21 protein-coding genes are annotated in these 25095 nt (G+C 71.6%); 7 read left to right on the top strand and 14 right to left on the bottom strand.

Features of this window, described 5'->3' with window-relative positions; translation table 11 throughout:
* From AB0E94_RS42165 to AB0E94_RS42150, 4 genes are all read left to right on the top strand, one after another.
* On the top strand, positions 1 to 2830 hold a 2830-nt coding region (locus AB0E94_RS42165), incomplete at its 5' end, for a diguanylate cyclase (protein WP_360338517.1).
* Positions 2827 to 4761, top strand: coding sequence for a bifunctional diguanylate cyclase/phosphodiesterase (locus AB0E94_RS42160; protein WP_360338514.1), 1935 nt, complete (start codon positions 2827 to 2829; stop codon positions 4759 to 4761). The genes AB0E94_RS42165 and AB0E94_RS42160, both read left to right, overlap by 4 nt.
* Before the next feature lie 216 nt (positions 4762 to 4977).
* Positions 4978 to 5784 (top strand): SAM-dependent methyltransferase, encoded by an 807-nt coding sequence (locus tag AB0E94_RS42155; RefSeq protein ID WP_360338511.1) that lies wholly within the window; start codon positions 4978 to 4980, stop codon positions 5782 to 5784.
* A 90-nt stretch (positions 5785 to 5874) separates the two neighbouring features.
* Complete coding sequence (locus AB0E94_RS42150; RefSeq protein WP_360338508.1) at positions 5875 to 6891, top strand: hypothetical protein; 1017 nt, start codon at positions 5875 to 5877, stop codon at positions 6889 to 6891.
* A gap of 55 nt (positions 6892 to 6946) precedes the next feature.
* Here the strand turns inward: AB0E94_RS42150 and AB0E94_RS42145 are convergent, their stop codons facing one another.
* From AB0E94_RS42145 to AB0E94_RS42135, 3 genes are read right to left on the bottom strand one after another with little or no spacing between them, the layout of a single operon-like run.
* Complete coding sequence (locus AB0E94_RS42145) at positions 6947 to 7747, bottom strand: ABC transporter ATP-binding protein (RefSeq protein ID WP_360338505.1); 801 nt, start codon at positions 7745 to 7747, stop codon at positions 6947 to 6949.
* On the bottom strand, positions 7734 to 8753 hold the full coding sequence (locus AB0E94_RS42140) for a glycine betaine ABC transporter substrate-binding protein (RefSeq protein WP_360338502.1): 1020 nt from the start codon (positions 8751 to 8753) through the stop codon (positions 7734 to 7736). The genes AB0E94_RS42145 and AB0E94_RS42140 overlap by 14 nt, the downstream gene beginning before the upstream one ends.
* A gap of 26 nt (positions 8754 to 8779) precedes the next feature.
* Positions 8780 to 9619 carry an ABC transporter permease gene (locus tag AB0E94_RS42135; protein WP_360338499.1) on the bottom strand — a complete coding sequence of 280 codons (840 nt, stop codon included), beginning with the start codon at positions 9617 to 9619 and terminating at the stop codon, positions 8780 to 8782.
* Between the two features lie 155 nt (positions 9620 to 9774).
* Here AB0E94_RS42135 and AB0E94_RS42130 point away from each other — a divergent pair, with 155 nt between their 5' ends.
* The 3 genes from AB0E94_RS42130 to AB0E94_RS42120 are packed head-to-tail and all read left to right on the top strand — an operon-like array spanning position 9775 to position 12442.
* Positions 9775 to 10683 (top strand): amino acid ABC transporter permease, encoded by a 909-nt coding sequence (locus tag AB0E94_RS42130; protein WP_360338496.1) that lies wholly within the window; start codon positions 9775 to 9777, stop codon positions 10681 to 10683.
* Positions 10680 to 11435, top strand: a complete 756-nt coding sequence (locus tag AB0E94_RS42125; RefSeq protein WP_360338493.1) for an amino acid ABC transporter ATP-binding protein — start codon at positions 10680 to 10682, stop codon at positions 11433 to 11435. Before AB0E94_RS42130 ends, AB0E94_RS42125 begins: the two co-directional genes overlap by 4 nt.
* Positions 11436 to 11467: 32 nt before the next feature.
* On the top strand, positions 11468 to 12442 hold the full coding sequence (locus AB0E94_RS42120) for an ABC transporter substrate-binding protein (protein ID WP_360338490.1): 975 nt from the start codon (positions 11468 to 11470) through the stop codon (positions 12440 to 12442).
* Positions 12443 to 12444: 2 nt separating this feature from the next.
* On the opposite strand, the gene AB0E94_RS42115 is transcribed toward AB0E94_RS42120, so the two are convergent.
* From AB0E94_RS42115 to AB0E94_RS42065, 11 genes are all read right to left on the bottom strand, one after another.
* A complete protein-coding gene (locus AB0E94_RS42115; RefSeq protein ID WP_360338487.1) occupies positions 12445 to 13350 on the bottom strand; it encodes a LysR family transcriptional regulator in 906 nt (301 codons plus the stop codon).
* 127 nt (positions 13351 to 13477) lie between these two features.
* On the bottom strand, positions 13478 to 14476 hold the full coding sequence (locus tag AB0E94_RS42110) for an SMP-30/gluconolactonase/LRE family protein (RefSeq protein ID WP_360338484.1): 999 nt from the start codon (positions 14474 to 14476) through the stop codon (positions 13478 to 13480).
* Between the two features lie 15 nt (positions 14477 to 14491).
* Positions 14492 to 15676: an MFS transporter gene (locus AB0E94_RS42105; protein ID WP_360338481.1), complete on the bottom strand. Its 1185-nt coding sequence runs from the start codon at positions 15674 to 15676 to the stop codon at positions 14492 to 14494.
* A 78-nt stretch (positions 15677 to 15754) separates the two neighbouring features.
* Positions 15755 to 16858 (bottom strand): LLM class flavin-dependent oxidoreductase, encoded by a 1104-nt coding sequence (locus tag AB0E94_RS42100; protein ID WP_360338478.1) that lies wholly within the window; start codon positions 16856 to 16858, stop codon positions 15755 to 15757.
* Positions 16859 to 16860: 2 nt separating this feature from the next.
* The gene (locus AB0E94_RS42095; protein WP_360338520.1) at positions 16861 to 17874 is read right to left on the bottom strand and encodes an LLM class flavin-dependent oxidoreductase; all 1014 of its coding nucleotides are present in this window, start codon (positions 17872 to 17874) and stop codon (positions 16861 to 16863) included.
* Positions 17874 to 19139, bottom strand: coding sequence for an LLM class flavin-dependent oxidoreductase (locus tag AB0E94_RS42090; RefSeq protein WP_360338475.1), 1266 nt, complete (start codon positions 19137 to 19139; stop codon positions 17874 to 17876). The genes AB0E94_RS42095 and AB0E94_RS42090 overlap by 1 nt, the downstream gene beginning before the upstream one ends.
* Entirely contained in the window at positions 19132 to 20058 is a 927-nt protein-coding gene (locus AB0E94_RS42085) for an LLM class flavin-dependent oxidoreductase (RefSeq protein ID WP_360338472.1), read from the bottom strand. Before AB0E94_RS42085 ends, AB0E94_RS42090 begins: the two co-directional genes overlap by 8 nt.
* Positions 20055 to 21584, bottom strand: coding sequence for an ABC transporter ATP-binding protein (locus AB0E94_RS42080; RefSeq protein WP_360338469.1), 1530 nt, complete (start codon positions 21582 to 21584; stop codon positions 20055 to 20057). Before AB0E94_RS42080 ends, AB0E94_RS42085 begins: the two co-directional genes overlap by 4 nt.
* A 55-nt stretch (positions 21585 to 21639) precedes the next feature.
* The gene (locus tag AB0E94_RS42075) at positions 21640 to 22488 is read right to left on the bottom strand and encodes an ABC transporter permease (RefSeq protein ID WP_360338466.1); all 849 of its coding nucleotides are present in this window, start codon (positions 22486 to 22488) and stop codon (positions 21640 to 21642) included.
* 3 nt (positions 22489 to 22491) lie between these two features.
* Positions 22492 to 23406 carry an ABC transporter permease gene (locus tag AB0E94_RS42070; RefSeq protein ID WP_360338463.1) on the bottom strand — a complete coding sequence of 305 codons (915 nt, stop codon included), beginning with the start codon at positions 23404 to 23406 and terminating at the stop codon, positions 22492 to 22494.
* Positions 23403 to 25037, bottom strand: coding sequence for an ABC transporter substrate-binding protein (locus tag AB0E94_RS42065; protein WP_360338460.1), 1635 nt, complete (start codon positions 25035 to 25037; stop codon positions 23403 to 23405). The genes AB0E94_RS42070 and AB0E94_RS42065 overlap by 4 nt, the downstream gene beginning before the upstream one ends.
* Positions 25038 to 25095 lie beyond the last annotated feature (58 nt).

Raw genomic sequence — 25095 nt, 5'->3', positions numbered from 1 at the left:
CGTGCAGCTCGACGGCGAGGTCGTCGAGCCGTCGGTGCGTCGCGCCGGTGGCTTCGGTGCTCTTGGTGACGTACTTGGCGAGGTAGCCGGTCAGCGTGAGCGCCGCGCCGCGGCGTCGCTGCTGCGTAAGGCCGCTGCGGCGGCCCGGCTGGTCGCCAACCATGCGTCGGCCGAGGCTCATCTCGCGGTCGCGGCCCGTCTGGTCGACAAGATCGATGAGGGGTACGCCGAGACGCGCGCCGCCTGGCACGCGGCGCTGTGCGCGCTGGGCCGGTTCGACGACGCCGACCGGGTCTTCGCCGATCTGGCCGCGGCCGTCACCGACCCGGTGCGGCTGGCCGGCCCGGTGGCCGAGCAGCTGGGCGCCCTCACCAACCGCCGGATGCTCGCCGAGGCGCTGGAACTGGGCCTGGACACGCTGTCCCGGCTCGGCATCGACGTGCCGTCCGGGCCGGCCGAGATGGGCCCACGGATCGGCGCCGGCATGGCCGCCTTCTACGGCTGGCTGGCCACCACCGGCGACACCGACCGCCCGGAGATCACCGACCCGCGGCTGCTGGCCGCCGCGCACGTCATCAACCGGCTGGCCCCGGCGGCGTTCTTCGGCGACCGGATGACCATGGCCTGGCTGGTGGCGCAGGCCGCCGAGCTGTGGGCCGGGCAGGGCGTGTGCGCGGCGCTGACCGGGGTGCTCGGCAACCTCGGGGTCGTCACGATCGCCGGCAGCGGTGACTACGACGCCGCGTACCGGGCCACCACGCACGTACTGGCGACCGGGCTGAAACACGGCCACGAGCCGGAGACGTCGCAGGTGAAGTTCCTGCACTCGGTGGCGACGGCCCCGTGGTTCGAGCCGCTGGAGAGCAGCATCCGGACCGCGCACGAGGCCCGCGACGGGCTGCTGCGCGGCGGCGACCTGCGGCACGCGTTCTACACGTACTACGCGTCGGTGCCGCAGATGCTGGACTGCTCGGCCGACCTCGAGCCGTACGCGCGGGAGGCGCAGGCCGCGATGGCGTTCGGGGAGCGGATCGGCGCCGGCCACGACACCGCGATGTTCGTGACCGCCGACATGGTGGTGCGCACCCTTCAGGGCACCGGCGACTTCGACGACGCGTATCTGGACACGCTGGACGGCAACGACGCGGCGGCCGGGTACTTCACCACCATGCGGGCGCTGGTGGCGGCGATCCTCGGCGACGACGCGGCGCTGATCCGCTACAGCGCCGCGACGACGCCGCTGATCGAGGCCGTCCCCGGCGTCTACCTGCACGTGCCCGCGAACGTGCTGGCCGTGCTGGCGGCCGCGGCGACCGCCCGGACCACCACCGGCGCCGACCGTGACGCCGCGCTGGTCGCGCTCGACCGCGGGCGCGACTTCCTGGCCGCGCGCGCCGCCGGGCAGCCGGGCAACTTCCGGCACCTGCACCGGCTGGCCGAGGCGACCCGGGCGGCCGTGCACGGCGACTTCACGGCCGCGGCGGCCGCCTACGACGAGGCGATGTCCGACGCGGCGACGGCCGGCCGGTCCTGGCACGGGCCGCTGATCACCGAGCTGGCGGCCCGGTTCTACCTGGACAACGGGCTGGAGCACGTGGGTTCCCGGCTGCTCGGCGAGGCCCTTCCCGGGTACGCCCGATGGGGCGCCGCCGCGAAGGTGCACGCCATGAAGCGGGCCTACCCGGCGCTCGGCTCGGCTCTCACCGCCCCCGCCACGGCCCGCCCCGGCACGCACGGCGGCTCACACAGCATCAATCTGTCCACCGAGGTCATCGACCTGATGGCGGTCCTCGAAGCGGCCCGGGCGCTGAGCTCGGAGACCAGCGTGGACCGGCTGCGGGTGCGGGTGCAGCAGGTGCTCGGCGCGATGACCGGCGCCACCGCGGTGCACGTGGTGCTGCACGACGACCGGGCCGGCCGCTGGGTGCTGCCGGCCGACGGCGACCGGCCCGAGCTCAGCGCCGAGGAGGCCGCCGAGAGGGGGCTGCTGCCGCTGACCGCGATCCGGTACGCCGAACGCACCCGCGAGCCGATGCTGGTCGACGACGTGACCCTGGACGACCGGGTCGGGCGGGATCCGTACCTGGCCGGGCTGGACCACTGCTCGCTGCTGGTGGTGCCGGTGATCGGGCACGGGCAGCCGCGGGCCGTGCTGGTGCTGGAGAACCGGCTGAGCCGGCGCGCGTTCTCGGCCGGCCGGCTGGACGCGGTGCTGCTCATCGCCGGGCAGCTCACCGTCTCCCTGGAGAACGCGCAGGTGTACGCGTCGCTGGAACGGGCGGTCACGGAACGTACCGAGGAATTGGCCGAGGCCAACCAGCGACTGGAGCTGCTGACCGTCACCGACCCGCTGACCGGGCTGCCGAACCGGCGCAAGCTGAACACGTTCCTCGATGAGACGTGGCGGCGGTCGCACCGGTCCGGTGAGCCGATCGGCGTCGCCATGATCGACATCGACAACTTCAAGAAGTACAACGACCACTACGGCCATCAGGGCGGCGACGAGTGCCTGCGGCTGGTCGCCGAGGCGCTGCGGGCCAGCGTCCGCAACACCGACCTGGTCGCACGGTACGGCGGTGAGGAGTTCTGCATCGTCATGCCCGGCGCGGCGGCCGAGAACGCGTACATCGTCGCCGAACGTGCCTGCCGTGCGGTAGCCCACCTGGCCGAGCCGCACGCGCTCGCCGACAACGGCATCGTCACCGTCAGCGTCGGCGTCGCCTCGGGCGCCCCAGTCACCCATGCCGACCCCGATCAGCTGCAAAAACTCGCCGACGAAGCGCTGTACGAAGCCAAGCGCGCCGGCCGGAACCGGGTGGTGGGCGGATGAAGGGCGCAGACGAGGGCCGGCTGCGGCGGACCCGGCGCTGGGTGCTCGGCACGCTCGTCGGCTCGCTGGCGATGCTGTCCGGATACTCGCTCGTGGACAGCGGGCGGCACGCGGCCATCGTCGAGGACATCCTCCGCGACGGCGACCGGGTCACCGCCTACCAGGAGGCGGCCTACCTCTCGGCGTACGAGATGTCGCTGATCCAGGCGACCGCCGACAACCCGGCCGGGCCGGAACGTCAGCGGGTGCTCGCCGTCGACGACCAGGCGCACCAGGCCACCCTGGCGATCGCCGGCGCGGCGCCCGACACCGGCGACGCGGCCGAGGCCGGCACCATCGCCCAGCGGCAGATCAACCTGCGCCAGGACATCATCTGGTTCCTGAACATGCTCGAACGTGGCGAGACCGACAAGGCGATCAGCACCCTCGACACCCTCATCGAGCCCAGCCACCAGCGCAACACCGAACGGCTGCTGCAACTGCGCGACCGATACCAGCAGCGGTACGAACGCAACCAGGACACCGCCCGGCAGGACTCGCACCGGCTGCTCTGGGGCAGCATCATCACGTTCACGCTCAGCCTGCTCGCGCTCGGCCTGTTCGGCTGGCACACCCGTGCCCACCGGCGCCAGGTCGAGTCGATGGCTGCCACCGACCTGCTGACCGGGCTGCCCAACCGGGCCGCGTTCACCGCGCACCTGCACCGGGCGCTGACTGCGGCGCGGCCGGCCCGTACGGCGCCCGGCATCACCGTGCTGACCGTCAACATCAACGGGTTCCGGCACGTCAACGACCAGCTCGGCCCGCACATCGGCGACCGGCTGCTGGCCGAGGCGGGCTGGCGGCTGTCCGCGGTCGTCCGCGACGGCGACGTGGTCGCCCGTACCGGCGGCGACGAGTTCGCCATCCTGCTGCGCGACCTCGACCCGAACCGGGCCGAGTGTGTGGCCGCGCGCCTGCGGGAGGCCTTCGACGAGCCCTTCCAGCTCGGCGACATCACCGTCGACCTGGAGATCAGCATCGGCGCGGCGACCGCCGCGGCCGACGACGACGTCAGCACCCTGCTCGGGCACGCCGACAGCGCCATGCACGACGCGAAGCAGCAGCACGACAGCTTCCGCCGGTTCAGCGGCAACACCGGCCAGGACAGCGCCGACCGGCTCACCCTCCTCGGCGATCTGCGGCGCGGCCTGACCGACGCGTCCCAGTTCACGCTGCACTACCAGCCGAAGGTGTCCCTGGCCGACGGCTCGCTGTCCGGGGTCGAGGCGCTGGCCCGCTGGCACCACCCGACCCGGGGCCCGGTGCCGCCCGGCCAGTTCGTGCCGGTGCTGGAGACCACCAGCCTGATCCACCCGTTCACCGAACGGGTCCTCACCATCGCCCTGGAACAGGCCCGCGCCTGGCTCGACGCCGGGCACCGGGTGCCGGTGGCGGTCAACGTCTCCACCCGCAGCCTGCTCGACGAGTCGTTCCCGGGCCGGCTGGCGACCCTGCTGTCGGCTGCCGGGGTGCCGGGTGAGCTGCTCTGCATCGAGATCACCGAACACACCGTGCTCTCCGACCCGACCACCACCATCGAGGCGCTGCGCCAGATCCGCGACCTCGGGGTGAAGACGTCGATCGACGACTTCGGCACCGGATACTCGTCGCTCACCTACCTGAAGCTCCTGCCGGTCGACGAACTCAAGATCGACCGCTCGTTCGTGGCCGACATGGTCGCCGACTCGTCCAGTCACGCCCTGGTGGCCTCGGCCGTCGACCTGGCCCACAACCTGAACCTGACAGTCGTCGCCGAAGGAGTCGAGGACGACCGGACGGCGGCCGCCCTCAGCGGCCTGGGCTGCGACACGGCCCAGGGATACCACTTCGCCCGGCCGGTCCCGGCCGCCGACCTGGACGCCCGCTTCCTGCGCCCGATCCCCGCCTGACCCGCCGGGCCGGCCGGCCCTCAACGCGACCACAACACGGCCGGCCCTCGCCGCGACCACAACACGGCCGGCTGTCGCCGCTGTCTCAACCTCGCCGAGACAGCGGTGCCGGCCAGCCGCGAGGATCCGTCCGGGCGGACCGTCCGGTGTGGACCCGTCAGGCAGGCGGCGTATGCTCTGCGCCAACCGCGAAGCCCGCCGACGGGAGCCGTATCCATGACCGACAGTGACGCTGCCGCCAAACTGGACACCAGCGTGCCGCACTCGGCGCGCGTGTGGAACTACTGGCTGGGCGGCAAGGACAACTTCCCGGTGGACCGGGCGGTCGGTGACGACTTCGCCGGTCTGTACCCGGACATCACCGTGGTGGCGCGGCATTCGCGGGCGTTCCTGAAGCGGGCTGTCACCTTTCTGGTGAAAGAGGCGGGGATCCGCCAGTTCCTGGACATCGGCACCGGCATGCCCACCGCGGAGAACACGCATCAGGTGGCGCAGGCCGCGGCCGCCGACACCCGGATCGTGTATGTCGACAACGACCCGCTCGTCCTGGTGCACGCGCGGGCCCTGCTGACCAGCACGCCCGAGGGCCGGACCGACTATGTCGACGCCAACCTGCACGACCCGGAGAAGATCCTCGAGGCGGCCGCCGAGACGCTCGACCTGACCCAGCCGGTCGGCCTGATCCTGATGAACATCCTCGGTCACGTGCCCGATATCGATCAGGCCGTCGCGATCGTCCGGGGGCTGCTCGACCGGCTGCCGTCGGGCAGCTACTTCCTCACCGCCGACGGCACCAACGTGATCGACGGGCCGGCGTTCGAGGAGGCGATCGGGGTGTGGAACGCGAACGCGCCGCTCGGCTACCACCTGCGCCACCCCGACGAGATCGCCCGGTTCCTCGAGGGTCTCGAGGTTCTGGAGCCGGGTCTCGTCCCGTGCTCGAAGTGGCGGCCGGCCGCCGACGCCGCCGGCGAGGACCTGCGCGAGGTCGACGAGTACGGAGCGGTGGCCCGCAAGCCATAGCGCGCCATTGCGGGGCGGAAGTTCCTCATCCGGCGGGGCGGGCGGCCGATCCTAGCGGCGCCCCTCCCCCGCTATCCTCCGAGGTCTCGCATGTCCGTGCTGTCTCGTCCCGCGATCCTGCTCGCCTCCGCCGCGGTCGCCGCCGGCCTTCTGGTCGCCCCGGCCGCCGCGTATGCCGCCGACACCACCACCGAACTGTCCGCGGCCCAGATGAAGGCGGCGGTGGAGGCGGTGGCCGCGGCGACCGACACCGCCTCGGCGCAGGGCTGGACCTCGGATCTGGACCTGAGCCTCACGCTCGGCGGCACCACGGCGACCGGCTGGCAGACGGTCGTCACGGACCGGGAGCACGGTCTGCTGACGGCGTCGTTCGCGGTGCAGGGGCAGCCGACGGCGAGCGTCTTCCTGGACGAGGGCGCCGGTGGCTACGAGTCGATCTCCGACGACAGCCGTTCGAAGGCGGCGCTGAAGATGATCGGCCGGCCGGCGGCGACGTTCACGTTCACCGCCGACCCGTCGCTGACGCTGGAGGACGACGCGCCGACGCCGCTGGAGCTGGTGTCCCCGGCAGCCGCCGAGGGCGCCGGTTCGGGCACGAAGACGCTGCACGACGACGGTTCGGCGGACTACACCTTCCGGGACTCGTCGATCGGCACGGTGACCCTGCACACCGATGCCTCGTCGGTGCTGACGTCGGCGTCGACCGAGTTCAAGGAGGACGAGGCGACGCTGTCGCAGCAGCTCGACTACACGTACGGCCCGCAGACGGTGACGCTGCCGGAGGCCGGTGTGACGGTCGACGCGAAGACGTTCACGAAAGGGCTCGCCTACCTGGACATGTCCGGGATGGTGCGCAACGCGGCGGTGAGCGGCGCGGCCGACACCCGCCGGGCGGCCAAGGGCGGCAAGGTCAAGGTGGCGACGCTGCGCAAGCTGACCCGGCGGGACGCGTCGGAGACCAACCAGGCGGCCGGCGGCGTCGACGTGGTCAAGGTCAAGAACATCACTTCGGGTGTACGGGTGTACGCCACGAACCCGTGGACGAAGAAGTCGGTCGCGTACACGGTGACGGCCTCCGGCAAGAAGGTCCTGGTGAAGAAGGCCTGACCCCGGCAGCGTGGCGACCCGCGGCGCAATCCGCACCACAGGTCACCACGCGGGTTCAGGGGGTCGCCCGGTCTCGGATGGCGTGGCCCACCTCGGCGCGCAGCGCGGCGTATTCCGGCCGGGCCCGGAGTTCGCCGGCGGTGATGCCGGTGCGGGGCAGGTCGATCCGCAGGTCGAGGGCGACCGTCCCGGGTCGTGGGGTGAGCACCACGACCCGGCTGCCGAGGAACACCGCCTCGTCGACGCTGTGGGTGACGAAGACGCTGGTCCGGCCGGTGGACGCGCTGACCTGCCGCAGGTCGTCCTGGAGCTTCTCGCGGGTGAGCGCGTCCAGGGCGGCGAACGGCTCGTCGAGCAGCAGCAGGGGATTGTCGACGGCCAGCGCGCGGGCGATGGCGACGCGCTGCTGCTGGCCGCCGGAGATCTGCCAGGTGCGCCGGTGGGCGACGTCGTGCAGTCCGACCCGGGCGAGCAACTCGTCCACTTTGGCCGGGGTGGCGGTCTGGCCGGCGTATTTGAGGGCGAGGGCGATGTTGCCGCCGACGGTCTTCCAGGGGAACAGCCGTGGCTGCTGGAAGACCAGTCCGGCGCCGCGGCCGGGTTCCGGTGCGGTCCCGCCGGTGCGGATGGTCCCGCTGGTGGGCTGTTCGAAGCCGGCGATCAGCCGCAGCAGGGTGCTCTTGCCGCAGCCGGACGCCCCGACCAGGACGAGGAATTCGCCCTGGGGGACGGTCAGGTCGATCGGCCCGAGCGCGGTCACGTCACCGTAGGAGTGGGTGACCGCGTCGATGCTGATGGCCTCGGCCGTGGTGACGGTGTCGTCGTCGGCGAGCCGGGTGGCGTCAGCTGAGGACACCGGGCAGGCCCTTGACGTAGATGGCCTTCTGCACGTCGGCCAGGGTCGGGACGGCGTCGATCTTCTGCTGGGACTTGAGGAACTCGGCCGCGCTGACCAGGTTGTCGGCGAGTTTGCCGGGAGCGCCCTCGGTGCCCAGCCATTCCGGCGACGACAGGTCGGCCGGCTTGAGGAAGACGCCCTGTGACAGCTGGGCCTTGGCCTCGTCGGCGGAGAGGTTGAGTTCGGCGCCGACGGCCTTGCCGGCGGCGTCCGGGTCGGTGGCGATGACGGTCAGGGCCTGCGCCTCGACCTTGCGCCACGCGTCGACGGCTTCCGGGTGGGCGGTGGCGAACGCGGTGGAGACGACGCCGAGGTCGAGGGTGGGCTTGCCGCCGGCGGCCAGTTCGCGGCTGGTGACGAGGACCTTGCCGGTCTTCTTCAGTTCGTCGAGTGACGGCAGCCAGCTGTAGGCGGCGTCGATGTCGCCGCGGGTCCAGGCGGCCAGGATGTCCTGCGGCTCCAGGTCCACGATGGTCAGTTCGGACTCCTTGACGCCGGCTTTGTCGAGGGCGGCGAGGAGGCTGTAGTGGGCGGTGGACGCGAACGGGGTGGCGACCTTCTTACCGCGCAGCGAGGCGACGTCGGTGACGCCTGATTCGTTGCGGGCGACCAGGGCCTCGTTGTCGCCTGCCACGTCCAGGACGAACGCGACCTGGTAGGGGATGTTCAGTGGGGCGGACAGTCCGCGGGCGACCGGGCTGGAGCCGATCGCCGCGATGTCGAGGCTGCCGGCGACGAACGCGGTGTTGATGCTGGCGCCGGAGTCGAACTTGGTCCAGGTGATCTTGTAGTCGGGCAGCGCCTTCTCGAGCAGGCCCTGGTTCTTGACGATCAGGTCACCGGACGGGAAGGCCTGGTAGGCGATCCGGATCGACTTCTCTTCGGGGTTGCCGCCACCGCTGGCGGCGCCGTTGCCGCATGCGGCCAGAACGAAGACGGAGGCGAGGGCGAGGAGTTTCTTCACAAGAGGTTCCTTCGGAAGTGACGATGTCAGGCGCGTCCGCGCCAGGGGATCAGCTTGTTCTCGGCGGTGAGCAACAGAGCGTCGATGAGCAGGCCGGACAGGCCGATGGCGAAGAGGCCGAGGACGACCACGTCGGTCTGGGAGTAGCGCTGGGCGTCGCGGATCATGCCGCCGATGCCTGGCACGCCGTTGATGGTCTCGGCGGCGACGACCGACGAGTAGGCGACTCCGACGGCGAGCCGGACACCGGTGAAGATCTCCGGCAGCGCGCTGGGCAGGACCACGTCGCGGATGCTCTGCCAGCGGCCGGCGCCGAGGGCCCGGGCCGCCTCGACCAGGCCGGTCGGCGCATTGTGGACGGCGGCGGCGGTGGCCACGGCGACCGGCGGCAGGGCGGCGATCGAGAGCAGCCACAGTTTCGGGGTCTCGTCGATGCCGAACCAGATGATGAACAGGCTGAAGTAGGCGAGCGGCGGCAGCGCCCGGACGAACGTGATGACCGGTTCGGCGACGACGCGCAGCCAGCTGACGGTGCCGAGGAGCACGCCGATGAGCAGGCCGCCGGCGACGCCGATGGCCGAGCCGATCAGGATGCGCCGGAGGCTGACGCCGAGGTGTTCGAGGAGCAGGTGGCCGCTGTATCCGCGGACCCCGTCGTGGGTGGTCGAGGTGGTGATCAGCTGATCCCAGACCGCACCGGGTGCGGGGATGAAGGTCGGGTTGTTCATCACCCGGGCCGTCACCTCCCACAGCACGTAGAGCACGGCCAGCGCGAGCAGCCGCAGCGCGAGCCGGCGGCGCAGGCCGCCGCTGGGTGTGAGCGCGGGCGGTGCGGCCGGTGGCGCGGGGGCAAGGGTGGTGGTCACGGAATCTCCTGGCAGGACTGCCCGACGAATGCCCGCTATTCCTATCGCATCTATGGGGTTACAGGCAATACCCGCAACAGAGGCAACGATGTCTTTAAACATATATTCCTGATAGGCATTGTGGGCTATAAGGCGGCGTGCCTAGCGTTCACGGCATGACCGTCCTGACCCCGCAACGGCGGGAGGAAACCGTCGACGACCTCGTCGTCGTCCCGGCCCGGCATCCCTGGCGCTGGGCCGGCGCCGCCCTGGTCCTGGTGCTGCTGGCCCAGTTCGTGCACGGGCTCGTCACCAACCCCGGCTGGGACTGGGCGACGTTCTTCGGCTACTTCCTGGAGGAGTCGGTCGTCGAGGCGCTCGGCCTGACCCTGCTGCTCACGCTGGGCAGCGCGGTCCTCGGCTTCCTCGGCGGCATCCCGCTGGCCGCGATGCGGCTCTCCCCCAACCCGGTGCTGTCCACGGTCAGCTGGGCGTACATCTGGGTGTTCCGGTCGGTGCCGCTGCTGGTGCAGCTGCTGTTCTGGGCGAACCTCGGCTACCTCTACGACACCCTGCAGATCGGCATCCCGTTCGGGCCTGGCGTCTCGTTCCCGACGGTCAGCCTGATCAGCTCGTTCGGGGCGGCGCTGCTCGGCCTGTCGATGCACGAGGCGGCGTTCGCCGGCGAGATCATCCGGGCCGGCCTGCTGTCGGTCGACGCCGGCCAGCACGAGGCGGCGGCCGCCCTCGGCATCCCGAAGTGGCGCCAGTTCTACCGGATCGTGCTGCCGCAGGCGATGCGCGCGATCCTGCCGAACGCCGCGAACCTGCTGGTCAACCTGCTCAAGAGCACGTCCATCGTGTACATCCTGGCGATCGGCGAGCTCTTCTACCAGGTCCAGGTGATCTACGGCCGCAACGGGCGGGTGGTGCCGCTGCTGATGGTCGCGACGGTCTGGTACGTGATCCTCACCGCGCTGCTGTCGATCCTCCAGTACTACACCGAGCGTCACTTCGCCCGTGGCGCGGTCCGCAGTCTGCCGCCCACTCCCGTCCAGAGGCTCAAGGCGGCGATCCGCAGATGATCGAGATCACCGACGTCCACAAGTCGTTCGGCCGGGCGCATGTGCTGCGGGGCGTCTCCCTGACCGCGAAGGCCGGCACCGTCACCGTGATCCTCGGCCCGTCCGGTTCCGGCAAGTCGACCCTGCTGCGCAGCATCAACCACCTGGAGAAGGTCGACTCGGGCCGGGTCCGGGTGGACGGCGAGCTGATCGGCTACCGGCAGGCCGGCAACCGGCTGCACGAGCTGAGCGAACGGCAGATCCTCAAGCAGCGCGCCGGGATCGGCTTCGTCTTCCAGAACTTCAACCTGTTCCCGCACCTCACCGCCCTGGAGAACGTCGCCGAGGCGCCGATCTCGGCGCAGGGCAAACCGAAGACGCAGGTGTACGAACGAGCCCGCGACCTGCTGACCAGAGTCGGACTGGGCGACCGGGCCGACGCCTACCCCCGTCAGCTGTCCGGCGGCCAGCAGCAGCGCGTGGCGATCGCCCGTGCCCTGGCGCTGGAGCCGAAGCTGATCCTCTTCGACGAGCCGACCTCGGCGCTCGACCCGGAGCTGGTCGGTGAGGTGCTCGACGTGCTGCGTGACCTGGCCGCCGGCGGCGCCACGATGATCGTGGTCACGCACGAGATCGGTTTCGCCCGGGAGGCCGCCGACACCGTCGTCTTCATCGACGAGGGCCGGATCGTCGAGCAGGGCGCCCCGGCCGAGGTCCTCGACAACCCGAAACACGAACGTACCCGGGCCTTCCTGTCCAAGGTCCTGGTCTGACCCCCCGCCTCTTCATGGAAACTGGAGCTTTCGTGCGTACGAAATGGATTGTGGCTCTTGCCGCCGTGACGTTGAGCCTGACCGCCTGCGCCGCACCGGAGGAGAAGCCCGCGGCGGCGGCCGATCCGTCGGCCGCCGCGGCAGCCGGGTCGCTGAACCTCACACCCGAGCAGAACCGGATCCGGCCGGCCAAGGACGAGGCCGCCGCGGCGCTGCTGCCCGCCGACGTGAAGGCGTCCGGCAAGCTGATCATCGGGGTCGGCGCGGCCGGATCCGGTTTCCCGCCGCTCGCGTTCGCCGCGACCGACAACAAGACGCTGATCGGCAACGAGCCGGACATCGCCGTGGCCATCGCGAGCACGCTGGGCCTGGAGCCGGTCCTGGAGAACACCTCCTGGGAGAACCTGTTCATCGGTCTGGACAGCGGCAAATACCAGCTCGGCGCGTCGAACATCACGGTCACCGAGGAGCGCAAGCTCAAGTACGACTTCGTCACCTACCGCCTGGACAACCTGGCCTGGCTGACGAAGAAGGGCGCCGGCCTCAAGATCACCGAACCGAAGGACATCGCCGGTAAGAAGGTGTCGGTCAGCTCCGGCACCAACCAGGAGAAGATCCTGGTCGAGTGGGCCGAAGAGGTGAAGAAGGCCGGCCTGCCCGCGGTCGAGATCAAGTACTACCAGACCAACCAGGCCGTCTACCTGGCGCTCGGCTCCGGCCAGATCGACGTCCACCTCGGCCCGAGCCCGTCGGCCGCCTACCACGTCGCGACCACCGGCCAGACCGAGATCGCCGGCACCTACTCCGGCGCCGGCAAGGACCTGCAGGGCCTGATCGCGCTGACCACCAAGAAGGACAACGGGCTGGTCAAGGCGTACGCCACGGCGCTCGACAGGCTGATCGCGTCGGGTGACTACGCCAAGATCCTGGAGCGCTGGAACCTGACCAACGAGGCGGTCACGAAGGCCGAGGTCAACCCGCCGGGCCTGCCGATCGAAGGTAAGTGACCCTACTGGAGGACCTCCACCGAGAGGCCGGCCGCTTCGACGAGGTGGTGACGCAGTGACTGGGCGGCGGGACCGAGCATCCGGTCCCGCTGCCGCATCACGCCGATCGGCGGGCAGGCCGGCGGCGGGTGCAGGTGGCGCACCTCGATCGGCGGCCCGGCCGGGATCTCGGCCACCGCCCGCGACAGCAGGCCCACCCCGAGCCCGGCGGCGACCAGCTCACGGACCCCGTCCAGGCTGTGGGTCTCGAAGTGCACGCGGGGCAGGAATCCGGCCGACCGGGCCGCGTCCTCCAGGATCCAGCGCAGGCCGCTGCCCGGCGGCATGCTGACGAACGGCTCGTCGCGGACCTCGCCGAGGGTGAGCCGGCCGCCGCGGGCCATCGCGTGTCCGGGCGGCAGCGCCAGCAGCAGCTGGTCGTCGGCGAGCGGCACCGCGTCGAAGCGGGGCGGCAGGTCGGCGTGGACCGGGCCGACGACCAGGTCGAGCTCGCCGTTGTCGCAGGCGCCGAGCAGCCCGGTGACCCGCCCGGACCGCAGCCGCACCGCGATGCCGGGGTGCCGTTCCCGGAACGAGGCGAGCGCCGCCGCCAGGTCGTAGGGCCCGAGGCCGGCGGTCGCGCCGATGATGACCCGGCCGCTGACCACCGCGGTGATCTCGGCCATCTCACCGCGGGCGCCGTCCAGTTCGGCCAGGATGCGGCGGGCCCGGGCCACGAACATCTCGCCGGCCGGGGTGAGCGCGACCTTGCGGGTGGTCCGCGCGAACAGGGTCACCCCGAGTTCGATCTCCAGGGCCCGGACCTGCGCCGACACCGCCGACTGGGCGACGTGCAGCCGGCCGGCCGCACGGGTGAATCCGCCGTAGCGGGCCACCGCCTCGACGTAGCTGAGCTGCCGGATCTCCACCCGACCAGGGTGATCCGCAAAAAGCCAGGAAAATCTTCAAAACCGATAAATCACTCTTTTGGACGAGCCACCGCGCCCCACAAGCAGCGGGACAGTCCCGGGCCGGCCACGCGAGGCAGGCGGCCCGTCACGGCCGCGGCGCGCCCGCCGGGCCGGGGCGGTCCAGGACGGCTATCTCGGGCCGGGTCAGGCTGCCGGCCACCACGGTTCCGTCGTGTTCGGCGGCCGAGGTGACGAACCCGTACCCGCCGTCGTCGGAGCGCAGGTCGTGCACGATCCGGCCGTCGGCGTCGAAGGCCATCACCCAGGCCACCGGGACCGCTTTGGGCCGCACCGCCTCGGGCAGGTTCCACACCAGCAGCCGCAGGAACCCGGGCAGCGGCAGCATCCGGTCGAGCAGCGCGTCACGGGGCGCGGCGATCCCGGCCCAGAGCAGCCCGTCACTGCCGAGCCACAGGTTGTCCGGGAATCCGGGCAGGTTCTCCACCAGCATCGATTCGGCGCCGTCGAGCCCGTACCGCCGGATCCGATAGCCTGCGGTCTCGGCCACCAGCAACGCCGAGCCGTCCGCGGTGAGGGCCAGCCCGTTGGCGAATTTCAGCCCGTCGAGCAGCACGGTGACCGTCCCGTCCGGGTCGCGGCGCAGCAGCCGGCCGGTGCAGGAATGCTCGAACACGTCGCCGAGATGGTCGTCGAGGTTCCACTCGGTGGTCGACGTGGTGAACCAGATCGTGCCGTCCGGGCCTTCGACGACGTTGCTGGCGAAGGTGATCGGCGCGCCGTCCACCGTGTCGGCGAGCACCTCGATCGTCCCGTCCGGCGCGACGGCGAGCAGCCCCCGGTCGTGGTCGCAGACCAGCAGCCCGCCGTCGGCGCGCGGGTGCAGCCCAAGAGGCCGTCCGCCGGTGTCGGCGAGCACGATGTGTTCCCCGCTGTGTGGGTCGATCCGCACGATCCGCCCGTCGGCGAGCCCGGTGACCACCTGGCCGGCCGCGTCGAAGACCACGTCCTCGGGCCCGGTCCCGCCGGTCGGGATGAGCCGGCGCACCCGCAGCGGCCCGGTGGCCGGCGCCTCGGTGCGGGCGGGCGGCGACCAGCGTCGCGGCCGGATCCAGCGGCGGGCCATCGGAACCTCCAGGGGTCAGGTCGTCGGCTGCGGGTTGGTCAGGTTGCGCACGTCGGGCAGGGCGAGCACGGCGAGACTCGTGGCGATGATGACGGCGATGCCGATGACCAGCAGGGGCACGACTCCGACGACCGGGGCCGCGAACCCTACCAGCGCGTAGCCGAGAGGCAAGGTCACCAGCGAGCCGAACCAGTCGTAGGCCGCGACGCGGGACAGCACCTCGCGGGGCACGTTGGCCTGGAGGCTGGTCTCCCACAGGGTGACGAAGACGCCCATGCCGAGGCCGGCGGCGAACCCGCCGGCGATGACGGCCGGCAGCGGGGCGGAGACGGCGAGCGTCAGCAGCGCGAGCACGAACCCGGACACCCCGAACACGCCGGTGCGCAGCGGGTAGTGCGGGGTGACGCGGGCCATCACCAGCCCGGCCACGACCGCGCCGGCCCCGAACCCGCCGAGGATGAACCCCCAGCCGCGGGCGCCACCGAGACCGTCGGCGGCGATCTGCGGGCCGAGCACCATGTACGCCGGGAGCACAGCCAGGTGGATCAGCGAGAACTGGGCCACCAGCGTCCACAGCCACCGCCGGGACCGGAACTCGGCCCAGCCCTCGCGCAGGTCGGCGACCAGGCCGGACGGCCGCGACCGGGGCGCGGCGGTGTCACGTGGCACGCCGAGCATGAACAGCGCGCTGGCCAGGTAGGACGCGGCGTCGATGGCGATCACCGCGCCCGGGTTGAAGGCGACGACGAGCAGGCCGCCGGCGGCCGGGCCGAGCAACCGGCCCACCGAGCGGCCGAATCCGATCAGCGCGTTGGCCCGTTGCAGGGTGCCCGGCTCGTTGAGCGACGGGATGATGCCGGCCAGGGCGGGCCGGGAGAAGGCGCTGCCCAGCCCGTCGATCGCGGCGAAGACCATGAGGGCGGCCAGCGGCACCCGGCCGGTGAGGATCCAGATCGCCAGCACCGCCTGGCTGACACCGCACACCACGTCGGTGATCAGCAGCAGCGTGCGCCGCGACAGCCGGTCGGCCAGGACGCCGCCGATCAGGACGAACCCGACGACCGGCAGCCGGCCGGCGCCCAGCACCAGGCCCAGCCCGGCGACGCCGTATCCGCTGGAAAGGACCGCGAACGCCAGCGCCACCGGGGTCATCTGAGTGCCGAGCACCGACGTGTAGAAGCCCGCCAGGAGGCTCCGCATCGGACGGCTGATCGCCCGGGGCCGGCTGGCAACTTCATGATCTTCGATACCCGGCACTCGCCGATCATAGGGGATCGGTCAGGCCGCCCACTCCTTGGCGAGCAGCTCGAAGGACCGCACCCGGTCGCGGTGATCGTGGGTGATGGTGGTGACCAGCAGTTCGTCGGCGCCGGTGACACGTTGCAGAGTTTCCAGCCGTTCTGCCACTGTCTGCGGTGATCCGGCGAACTGGGTGTCGACCCGGTCGGCGACGATGGCCCGGTCCTGGGCGGTCCAGGCGAACGCCTCGGCCTCCTCGATGCTGGGGAACGGGACGGCGCCGAGGCCGGTGCGGATGCTGCGGACCCAGACCGCGAACGGCTTCGCCAGGTGCTGTGCGGTCGCGTCGTCCTCGGCCACCAGCACGTCGGCCGACACCATCACGTACGGTTCGGCCAGCGCCGCCGACGGCACGAACGACTCCCGGTACGCCTCGACCGCCTCCAGCACCTTCGCCGGGGCGACGTGGTAGTTGGCGGCGAACGGCAGCCCCCGCGCGCCGGCCGTGCGGGCGCTCTCCCCGCCGGAACTGCCGAGCAGCCACACCTGCAGGTCCGCGCCGGCGCCGGGGGTGGCGGTCACCTCGTTGCCCTCGTCGTCGGCGACCGGCCCGGCGAGCAGCGCGAAGATCTGGTCGAGGACGTCGTTGAGGCCGAGCGGCTCGGCCTGCGGCTGGGTGAGGAAACTGCTCGCGAGCGCGGTCCGCTTGGACGCGAAGATCGGCGCCCAGGAGAACGGACGGGGGATGAGCAGCCCGTCGACGACGCGTTCGGTCTGCGGCGCCTCGTCGGTCTTCTCGGTGCGCGCCTGCCCGGACCGGCCCAGACCCAGGTCGAACCGGCCCGGATACAGCGCGTCGAGCAGCCCGAACTGTTCCACGATGGACAGCCCGGTCTGGAAGCCGGTCTGCACGGCCCCGGAGCCGAGCCGGATGTGGCCGGTGACCGCGGCGATCTGCCCGAGCAGCAGCGCCGGCTGCGAACTGGCCACCCCCGGCGTGAAATGGTGCTCGGCCACCCAGTAGCGGTGATAGCCGAACTGCTCGGCCCTCCGGGCCAGGTCGAGGGTGCGGCGCAGCGCGTCCGGCACGTCACCGCCGGAGACCAGCGGCGCGAGATCGAGGATCGAGAGGGGTACGGGCACGGCTACCGCCCTTTCAGGAGACGTAGCACGGGAGCGATGTCGCTGGCGAACAGTTCCAGGCTGGCGCGGTTCTGTTTCTCGGTGAGTCCTTCGGTGTCGGCGCTCAGATGGGTGACCGAGTGCCCGAGCCGGTCGTGGTAGCGGTGCACCTTGTCGATGATCTGCTGCGGGCTGCCGACCAGCATCGAGCTGCGTTCCACGGCGTCCTCGATGCTGTGGAAGACCGGCTGCACGCCGACTCTGCGGAACGCCTCCTGCCGGGCCTCGAAGATCGGCCGGTACACGTCGATCGCCTCCTGGGAGGTGCGGGCGGCGTAGAAGCCGGCGCTGCCCGCCCCGATCCGGATGGCGGCCGGGTCGTGGCCGTGGTGCGCCCACCGTTCCCGGTAGTGGTCGATCAGTTCGGCGTACGGCTCGATCGGGTTGGTGACGTTGGCCGAGAACAGCGGGTCGCCGTAGGACGCGGCCAGGTCGACCGACGCTCTGCTGGTGGCGCTGCCGTGCCAGACGGTGATCGGGTTCTGCAACGGCCGGGGCCAGGTCTCGGCGTCGGTGAGCGACGGCCGGTACTTCCCGGCCCAGGTGACCTTCTCCTCCCGCCACAACCGGCGGAACAGGTCGTAGCTCTCCCGCAGCCGGTCCCACTGGTCGTCGACGGTCACGTGGAACAGTTGCGCCTGCGCCGCCCCGTTGCCCTTGCCGATGATCAGCTGGAGCCGGCCGCCGGACAGGTTGTCGAGGGTGGCGTAGTCCTCGAACGCGCGGACCGGGTCGAGCAGGCTGAGCGTGGTCACCCCGGTCCACAACTCGATCCTGGACGTCTTCGCCGCGATGTGGCTGAGCACGACCGGCGGCGACGACGACAGGAACGGCCGCTCGTGCCGCTCGCCCACGGCGAACCCGTCGAAGCCGAGCTGCTCGCCGAGGACCGCCGCGTCGACGACCTCCCGCAGCCGCTGCTCGACGCTCTTCGACCGGTCGAGGTACGTGATCAGGCTGAGCAGCAGGAACTTCATCACAGCCCCAGGTTCGCGCGCAGCGTGGTGCCGGAATACTCGGTCCGGAACACGCCGCGTTCCTGCAGCAGCGGGACCACCTGGTCCACGAAGTCGTCCAGTCCGGCCGGCGTCAGGTGCGAGACGAGGATGAAACCGTCGCACGCGCCGGTCTGCACGTACTCGTTGAGCTGCGCGGCGACCCGTTCGGGCGTGCCGATGAAGTTCTGCCGCCCGGTCACCTCGATGATCAGGTCCCGGATCGACAGGTTCTTCGCCTCGGCGCGGGCCCGCCACTCGGCGGCGGTCTTCAGCCGGTCCGGGTACATGCCGGCGCGGCCCTTGATGATCGTGTCGTCCTCGTCGAGCACCGGGTCGATGTCCGGCAGCGGCCCCTCCGCGTCGTAGCCGGACAGGTCGGTGTTCCACAGCTGCTCCAGCAGCAGGATCGCGGTCTGCGGGCTGACCTGCCGGCGCCGGATGTGATGGGCCTTCTCCTGGGCGTCGGCGTCGCTGTCGCCGAGCACATAGGACACCCCCGGAATGATCTTCAGGCTGTCCTCGGCCCGGCCGTACTTCGCGAGCCGGTCCTTGACGTCACGGTAGAAGACCCGGGCGTCGTCGATCTGGTGGTGGCGGGAGAAGATCGCGTCGGAGTGCCGCGCGGCCAGCTCGCGGCCGCCGTCGGAGTCACCTGCCTGCAGGATGATCGGATGCCCCTGCGGGCTGCGCGGCGCCCCGAACCGGCCCGAGATGTCGAACTGTTCGCCGCGGTAGGAGAAGTCGCCGCCGTCGGAATCCCAGAGCGCCCGGGCGGCTTCGATGAACTCCCCGGCCCGGACGTACCGGTCCGCATGGTCGAGGAACCCGCCGCGCCGGAAGTTCGCCCCGAAGAACGCGCCAGGCGAGGTGACCACGTTCCACGCGGCCCGCCCGCCGGACAGGTGGTCGAGGGTTGCCAGCTGGCGGGCCAGCTCGTACGGCTCGTGGTAGGTGGCGTTGAGGGTCCCGGCCAGCCCCAGGTGCTCGGTGACCGCGGCCAGGGCGGTCAGCACCGTGATGGTGTCCGGCCGGCCGACCACGTCCAGGTCGTGGATCAGCCCCCGCTGCTCGCGCAGGCGCAGCCCTTCGGCCAGGAAGAAGAAGTCGAACAGCCCGCGTTCGGCGGTCTTCGCGAGGTATTCGAAGGAGCCGAAGTCGATCTGGCTGCCGGCGCGCGGGTCGCTCCACACGGTCGTGTTGTTCACGCCCGGGAAGTGCGCGGCGAGGATGATCTGCTTAGGCACGTCCGGCCTCCTGATAGCGGTTGACGGCGACGGGCAGGCCGAGGCGCTCGCGCAGCACCGGCTTGGTGGACGGCTCGAACAGGCCACGGCGGCGCAGTTCCGCGACGAGTTCCCCGGTGACGTCGGCGACGTCGGCGACGTGCAGCCGGAACCCGTCGATCCCGGAGCCGATCCACCAGTTCTGGATCAGGTCGGCGAGCTGTCGCGGGGTGCGGGTCCCGTCGACGGCCAGGTCCACGAAGATCTTCTTCTCCGGGACGATCCGCTGGACGATCCGGGCCGCGTCGCCTGCGTCGGACGGCGTCACGAAGAACACGTCGGCGTCGAGGGCGTCCCAGATCTGCGGGGAGTGCGCGAGCGCCGCGATCACCGGCTGGCCCTGCGGGGGCCGCGGCACGATCGACGGCCCCTTGACCGAGAAGTGCTTCCCCTCGAAGTCGATGTAGTGCAGCCGCTCCCGGTCGACGTACCGGCCGGTGGCGACGTCGGAGATGATCGCGTCGTCCTGCCAGCTGTCCCAGAGCCGCCGGACCACCTCGATCGCGTCGCCGGCCTCGGCGATCAGGTCCTCGACGGGCAGCGGGGCGCGGCGGCCGAGCAGCGCCGCCTCGGCCGGGTCCGCCGAGATCCGCACCTGCCAGCCGGCCCGGCCCCGGCTCACCCAGTCGAGGGTGGCCAGCGCGGTCGACAGGTGGAACGGCTCGGTGTGGGTGGTGGTGGCGACCGGCACCAGGCCGACGTGCCGGGTCAATGGCGCGACCCGGGCGGCGACCTGCACCGCGTCCGGCCCGTGCCGCCCGAAGTGGTCGTCGAACGTCACGAAGTCGAGCCCGGCCTCGTCGGCCTGCCGGACCTGGCCGATCCAGTCCTCGGCGGCGAACGAGTCCCCGGCCAGGGCGACCGCGAGATGCAATGTCATCGGCTTACCTCCAATGTGGGCACGGCGTCGAGCAGCGCCCGGGTGTACTCGTGGCCGGCGTGGTCAAAGACGGCCTTGACCGGGCCCTGTTCGACGACCCGGCCGTCCTGCATGACCAGGACCCGGTCGGCGAGATCGCGGATCACACCCAGGTCGTGGGAGATGAACAGCAGCGCGGTCCCGTCCGTCTCGCGGATGCCGGCCAGCAGGTCCAGGACCTGCGCCTGCACCGACACGTCGAGGGCGGACACCGGCTCGTCGCAGATGATCAGACTCGGCCGTGGGGCGATGGCCCGGGCCACCGCGACCCGCTGCCGCTGCCCGCCGGACAGCTGCCGCGGATACCGGTCCAGCACGTCGGCGCCGAGCCCGACCCGTTCCAGATACGGTTCCGGGTCCTCGCCGCGGGGCAGCGCCTCGCCGACGATGCGCCGCACGGTCCACCGCGGGTCGAACGCCGACAGCGGATCCTGCGCGATCAGCTGCAGCCGGCGGCGGACCGGGCGGCGCACCCGCTCCGGCACCCCGCTGAAGTCGGCGCCCTCGAACCGCACATGCCCGGACGTCGGCTCGGCCAGCCCGAACAGCAGCTGCGCCACGGTGGTCTTGCCCGACCCCGACTCGCCGACCAGCCCGACGATCTCCCCGCGGCGGATCGTCAGACCGAAATCCTTCACTACGGTGCGGTCGCCGTACACCTTGCGCAGCGCGGTGGCCTCGGCGACGACGTCGCCGGGCTCGGTGGTGGTCGCGCGCCGTCGCCCGGTCGCCGCTGAGATCAATTCCCTGGTGTACGGGTGACCGGCGCTCACCAGGATCGTGCGGGTGTCGCTGCCCTCGACGATCCGCCCGTCCTTCATGACCAGCACCCGGTCGGCGAGTTTCGCCACGACCGCCAGATCGTGGCTGATCAGCAGCAGCGTCTCGCCGCGGGACCGGCGTTCAGCGAGCAGCGCCAGGATCTGCGCCTGCACCGTCGCGTCGAGCGCCGTGGTCGGCTCGTCGGCGATCAGCAGCCGTGGCCCGCCGGCGATGGCCGAGGCGATCAGCGCCCGCTGCCGCAGCCCGCCGGACAGCTGATGCGGGTACTGCCGGGCCCGCCGGTCCGGTTCCGGCACGTGCACGTCGGTGAGCAGCTGCCGGACCCGGTGCGCACGGTCCCGGCGGTCGCCGATGCCGTGGGTCTGGAGCACCTCGCCGATCTCCGCGCCGACCGTGCGCAGCGGATCGAGGGAGACCAGGGCGTCCTGCAGGATCAGCCCGGCGAACCGGCCCCGCAGCCGGCGCCACTCGCGGGCGGCGAAACCGCGCACGTCCCGGCCGTCGACGGTGAACGTGCCGGCCTGCACCCGCGCGTTCGGACCGGCCAGTCCGACCAGGCTGCGGGCGGTCACGCTCTTGCCGGAGCCGCTCTCGCCGACCAGCGCGACACACTCGCCCTCGCCGATCGTGAGGTCGACCCCGCGTACCGCCTCGACCTGCCGTTTCCCGGTGAAGGTGACCCGCAGATCCTCGACGTGGATCACGATTGAGCCTCCTTGGCGTGCTCGCGCAGCCCTTGCTTCGCGGCGGTGCACCCGATCACGCCGGGCGTCCTTCGAACCGGTTCTGGAGGTACCGGCCGATCACGGTGAGAGAGATGACGGTGGCGGTGACCGCCGCGCCCGGCAGCACCGACGCCCACCAGGCGATGTGCAGGTATCCGCGGCCCTCGGAGAGCATCGCGCCCCACTCCGGCGACGGCGGCTGCGGACCGAGCCCGAGGAAACTGAGCCCGGCCGCGATCAGCACCGCCTCGCCGAGCCCGATCATCGCCAGCACCGGGATCGGGCCGAGCACGTTGGGCAGCACGTGCCGCAGCACCAGCCGGGTCCGGGACGTTCCGAACGCGACAGCGTGCGTGACGTACGCGGCCTGCCGCACCACCAGTGTCTGGGCCCGCACCACCCGGGCGTAGTGCGGGGTGGTGGCGATGCCGATGGCCACGATCAGGCTGGTGGTGCCGGTGCCCGCGATCGCGATGAACAGCAGCGCCAGCAGCACCAGCGGGAACGCGGCGAGCGCGTCGAACCCGCGGCTGAGCGTCTCGTCGGCGAACCGGTGGGCGAGCCCGGCGATCAGCCCGAGCAGGATGCCCGCGCCGACCGCGATCAGGGTGGCCGCGACACCGATGGTCAGCGAGTGCCGGGCGCCGTGCACCACCCGGTCGAAGACGTCCCGGCCGAGCTGGTCGGTGCCGAACCAGTGCGCCGCCGACGGCGCCTCCAGCACCCGCAGCGGATCGGCGGCGAGCGGGTCGCCGGCGAACAGCGACGGCCACGCCACCGCGGCCACCGCGAGGACGAGAACGAGCCCGGCCGCGGTGAGGCCGGGCCGGGGCCGTCGCAGGGTGAGCCGGCGAACCACCGGCCGGGGCAGGGCGAGCGTCACTGGTCAGCTCCTTCGCAACCGCGGATCGATGATCAGGTACGCCAGATCGGCCGCCGTGTTGATCACGACGAAGGCGGCGGCCGCCAGCACGACGACGGCCAGCACGACGGGCATGTCCCCGTTGCCGACCGCCTGGAGGGTGACCTGGCCGAGCCCGGGCCGCCCGAAGACCTGCTCGATGATCACGGCCCCGCCGAGCAGGACACCGGTGAGCCAGCCGAGCAGGGTCACCGCCGGAATGAGCGAGTGGCGCAGCGCGTGCCGGCTGAGGACCGCTCGCTCCCGCAGGCCACGGGCCCGCGCGGTGACCGCGAACGGCTCGTCCAGCGCCCGGTCCAGCCCGTCGCGCAGCACCTGGGCCAGCACCCCGGCGATCGGCAGGCCGAGCGTGACCGCCGGCAGCACCAGCGCCGCCCAGCCGCGGTCGCCGGAGACCGGGAACAGCCCGAACCGGAACGAGAACACGCTGAGCAGCACGATCCCGATCAGGAAGGGCGGCGTGGACACGATGATCAGCTCGGCCGTGGAACTGACCCGGCGCACCCACCGGCGCCTGGTGGTCACGGCCAGCACCAGGGCCAGCGTCACCCCGAAGACGGCCGCCGCCACGGCCAGTTTCAGGGTGGGCGGCACCTGGTCGCCGATCACCTCACCGACCGGCCGCTGCAGCAGGTAGGAGCGGCCCAGGTCACCCTGGACGGCCCGCCACAGGTAGTCCAGGTACTGCACGACGGCGGGCCGGTCCAGATGCCACTCGGCGATGATCTGCGCGCGGATCTGCGGGGTGTCGGCGCCGTCGCCGATCAGGCTGTCGACGATGTCGCCGGGGGCGGCCAGCAGCGCGAGGTACGCCGCTGTGGCCGCCGCCCACAGCACGACGGCGCCGGAGGCGACCCGCCGGGCGATCGCCCTGGTCACCTGCCGATCCAGAGGTTGTAGGCGCTGCCCGGCACCCCGGCGGCCGGTTCGAAGCCCAGCCCGCCGACCGTGGTGCTCGCGGCGATCTGGTCGGCCGGCGCGTACAGCGGCAGGATCAGCGCCTGGTCGGTGATGGTCAGCTTCTGCACCTGCTGGTACGCGGTCTGCCGCTGTGCCTGATCGGCGCCGGCCTGCCCCTGTTCGAGCAGCCTGTCCAGGGCCGGGTCCTGGAAACCGGTCCGGTTGATCGCGCCCGCCGAGTGCAGCAGCAGGTTCAGCGCGGCCCCGGCGTCGGTGTCGGCGCGGGAGTTGTCGAACACCTCGTACTGCCCGTCGGCGAGGGCCTGGGTGGCGGTGCCCTGGTCGACCACTGCGACGTTCAGGTCGATGCCGGCGCTCTGCTTGACCTGCGCCTGCACGGCCTGGGCCAGCACGTCACGGCGGTCCCGGACGAACGGCGCCGACTGCACCAGCCGTACCGTCAGCCGTTTGCCGTCCTTGGTCCGGAAACCGTCGGCGTCCCGCGTCGCCCAGCCCGCCTCGTCGAGGAGTCTGTTGGCTTTCGCGGCATCGCCGCCGTAGGTCTTCTCCAGGGTCTTGTCGTAGAACGCGCTGGTCGGCCCGATCACGCTCCACGCCCGGGTGGCACTGCCCCGGTAGACGCCGGTGAGCACCGCGTCGACGTCGACCGCCTCCCGGAACGCCTGCCGCACCCGGAGGTCGTCGAACGGCGCGTGCGTGGTGTTGAAGTAGTACGAGTACGCCGACCCGGAGTTGAGCCCGCGCGACAGCGACAGTTGCGGGTTCGCGGTGATCAGGCCCTCGTCGGTGGCCGGCACGCCCTCGACGATCTGCACCTGGCCGGAGGTGAGCGCGCCGACCCGCACCGACGACTCCTTCAGGAACCGGTAGGTGATCCGGTCGAGGTAGGCGGCCCCGGAGTGCCCGGCGTTGGCCGGCGCCCAGTTGTAGGCCGGGTTCTTCGTGAACACGACCTCCTGCCCGGCGGTGTAGTGGTCGAGCCGGAACGGCCCGGTCCCGGCCAGCTCCGGCCCGCCGGCCTTGAGGTTCTTCGCCTCCTTCAGCGACTTCGGCGACACCTGCGCGCCTTGCGGCGAGGAGAGGAAGTCGAGCAGCAGCACGTCCGGCTGCTTGAGGTGGAACGCGACGGTGGCCGAGTCGACCACCTCCACCCGGTCCAGGTTGCGCAGCTGCACGGCCCGGACGGCCGGGTTGTAGCCGTCGACGAAGAACTGGTCGATGTTCGCCTTGACGGCCTCGGCGTCGAATTTCGTCCCGTCCGTGAAGGTCACGTCGGTGCGCAGCGTGAACGTGTAGGTCTTCCCGTCGGCCGACACCTCGTGGCCGGTGGACAGCCACGGCACGTATCCGCCCTGGCTGTCGTGGGTGAGCAGGGCCTCGAACGTGTTCCACACCAGCAGGCGGGCCTTGGCCTGGGCGTACTGGTGCGGGTTGAAGGTGATCGGCTCGGTCTCGACGGCCCAGGTCAGCGATCCGCCGCTGACCGGCTGGCCGGCCCCGGCCCCGGCCTCCTCCGTCCCGGCGGAACAGGCGGTGAGGACGACGAGGGCGAGAGCTGTGGCGGCCACGGCGGAGCGGGTACGGCTCATACACTTTTCCTATCGCCCCTATAGGAAATTGGCAAGAGGCTGAGACCCTGGACACGCA

This window comes from Actinoplanes sp. NPDC026670, from assembly GCF_040638175.1.
In the GTDB taxonomy this organism is placed as follows: Bacteria; Actinomycetota; Actinomycetes; order Mycobacteriales; family Micromonosporaceae; genus Actinoplanes.
Note: the sequence above shows the minus strand (reverse complement) of the source record. Positions and strands in the feature narration are given on the sequence as shown.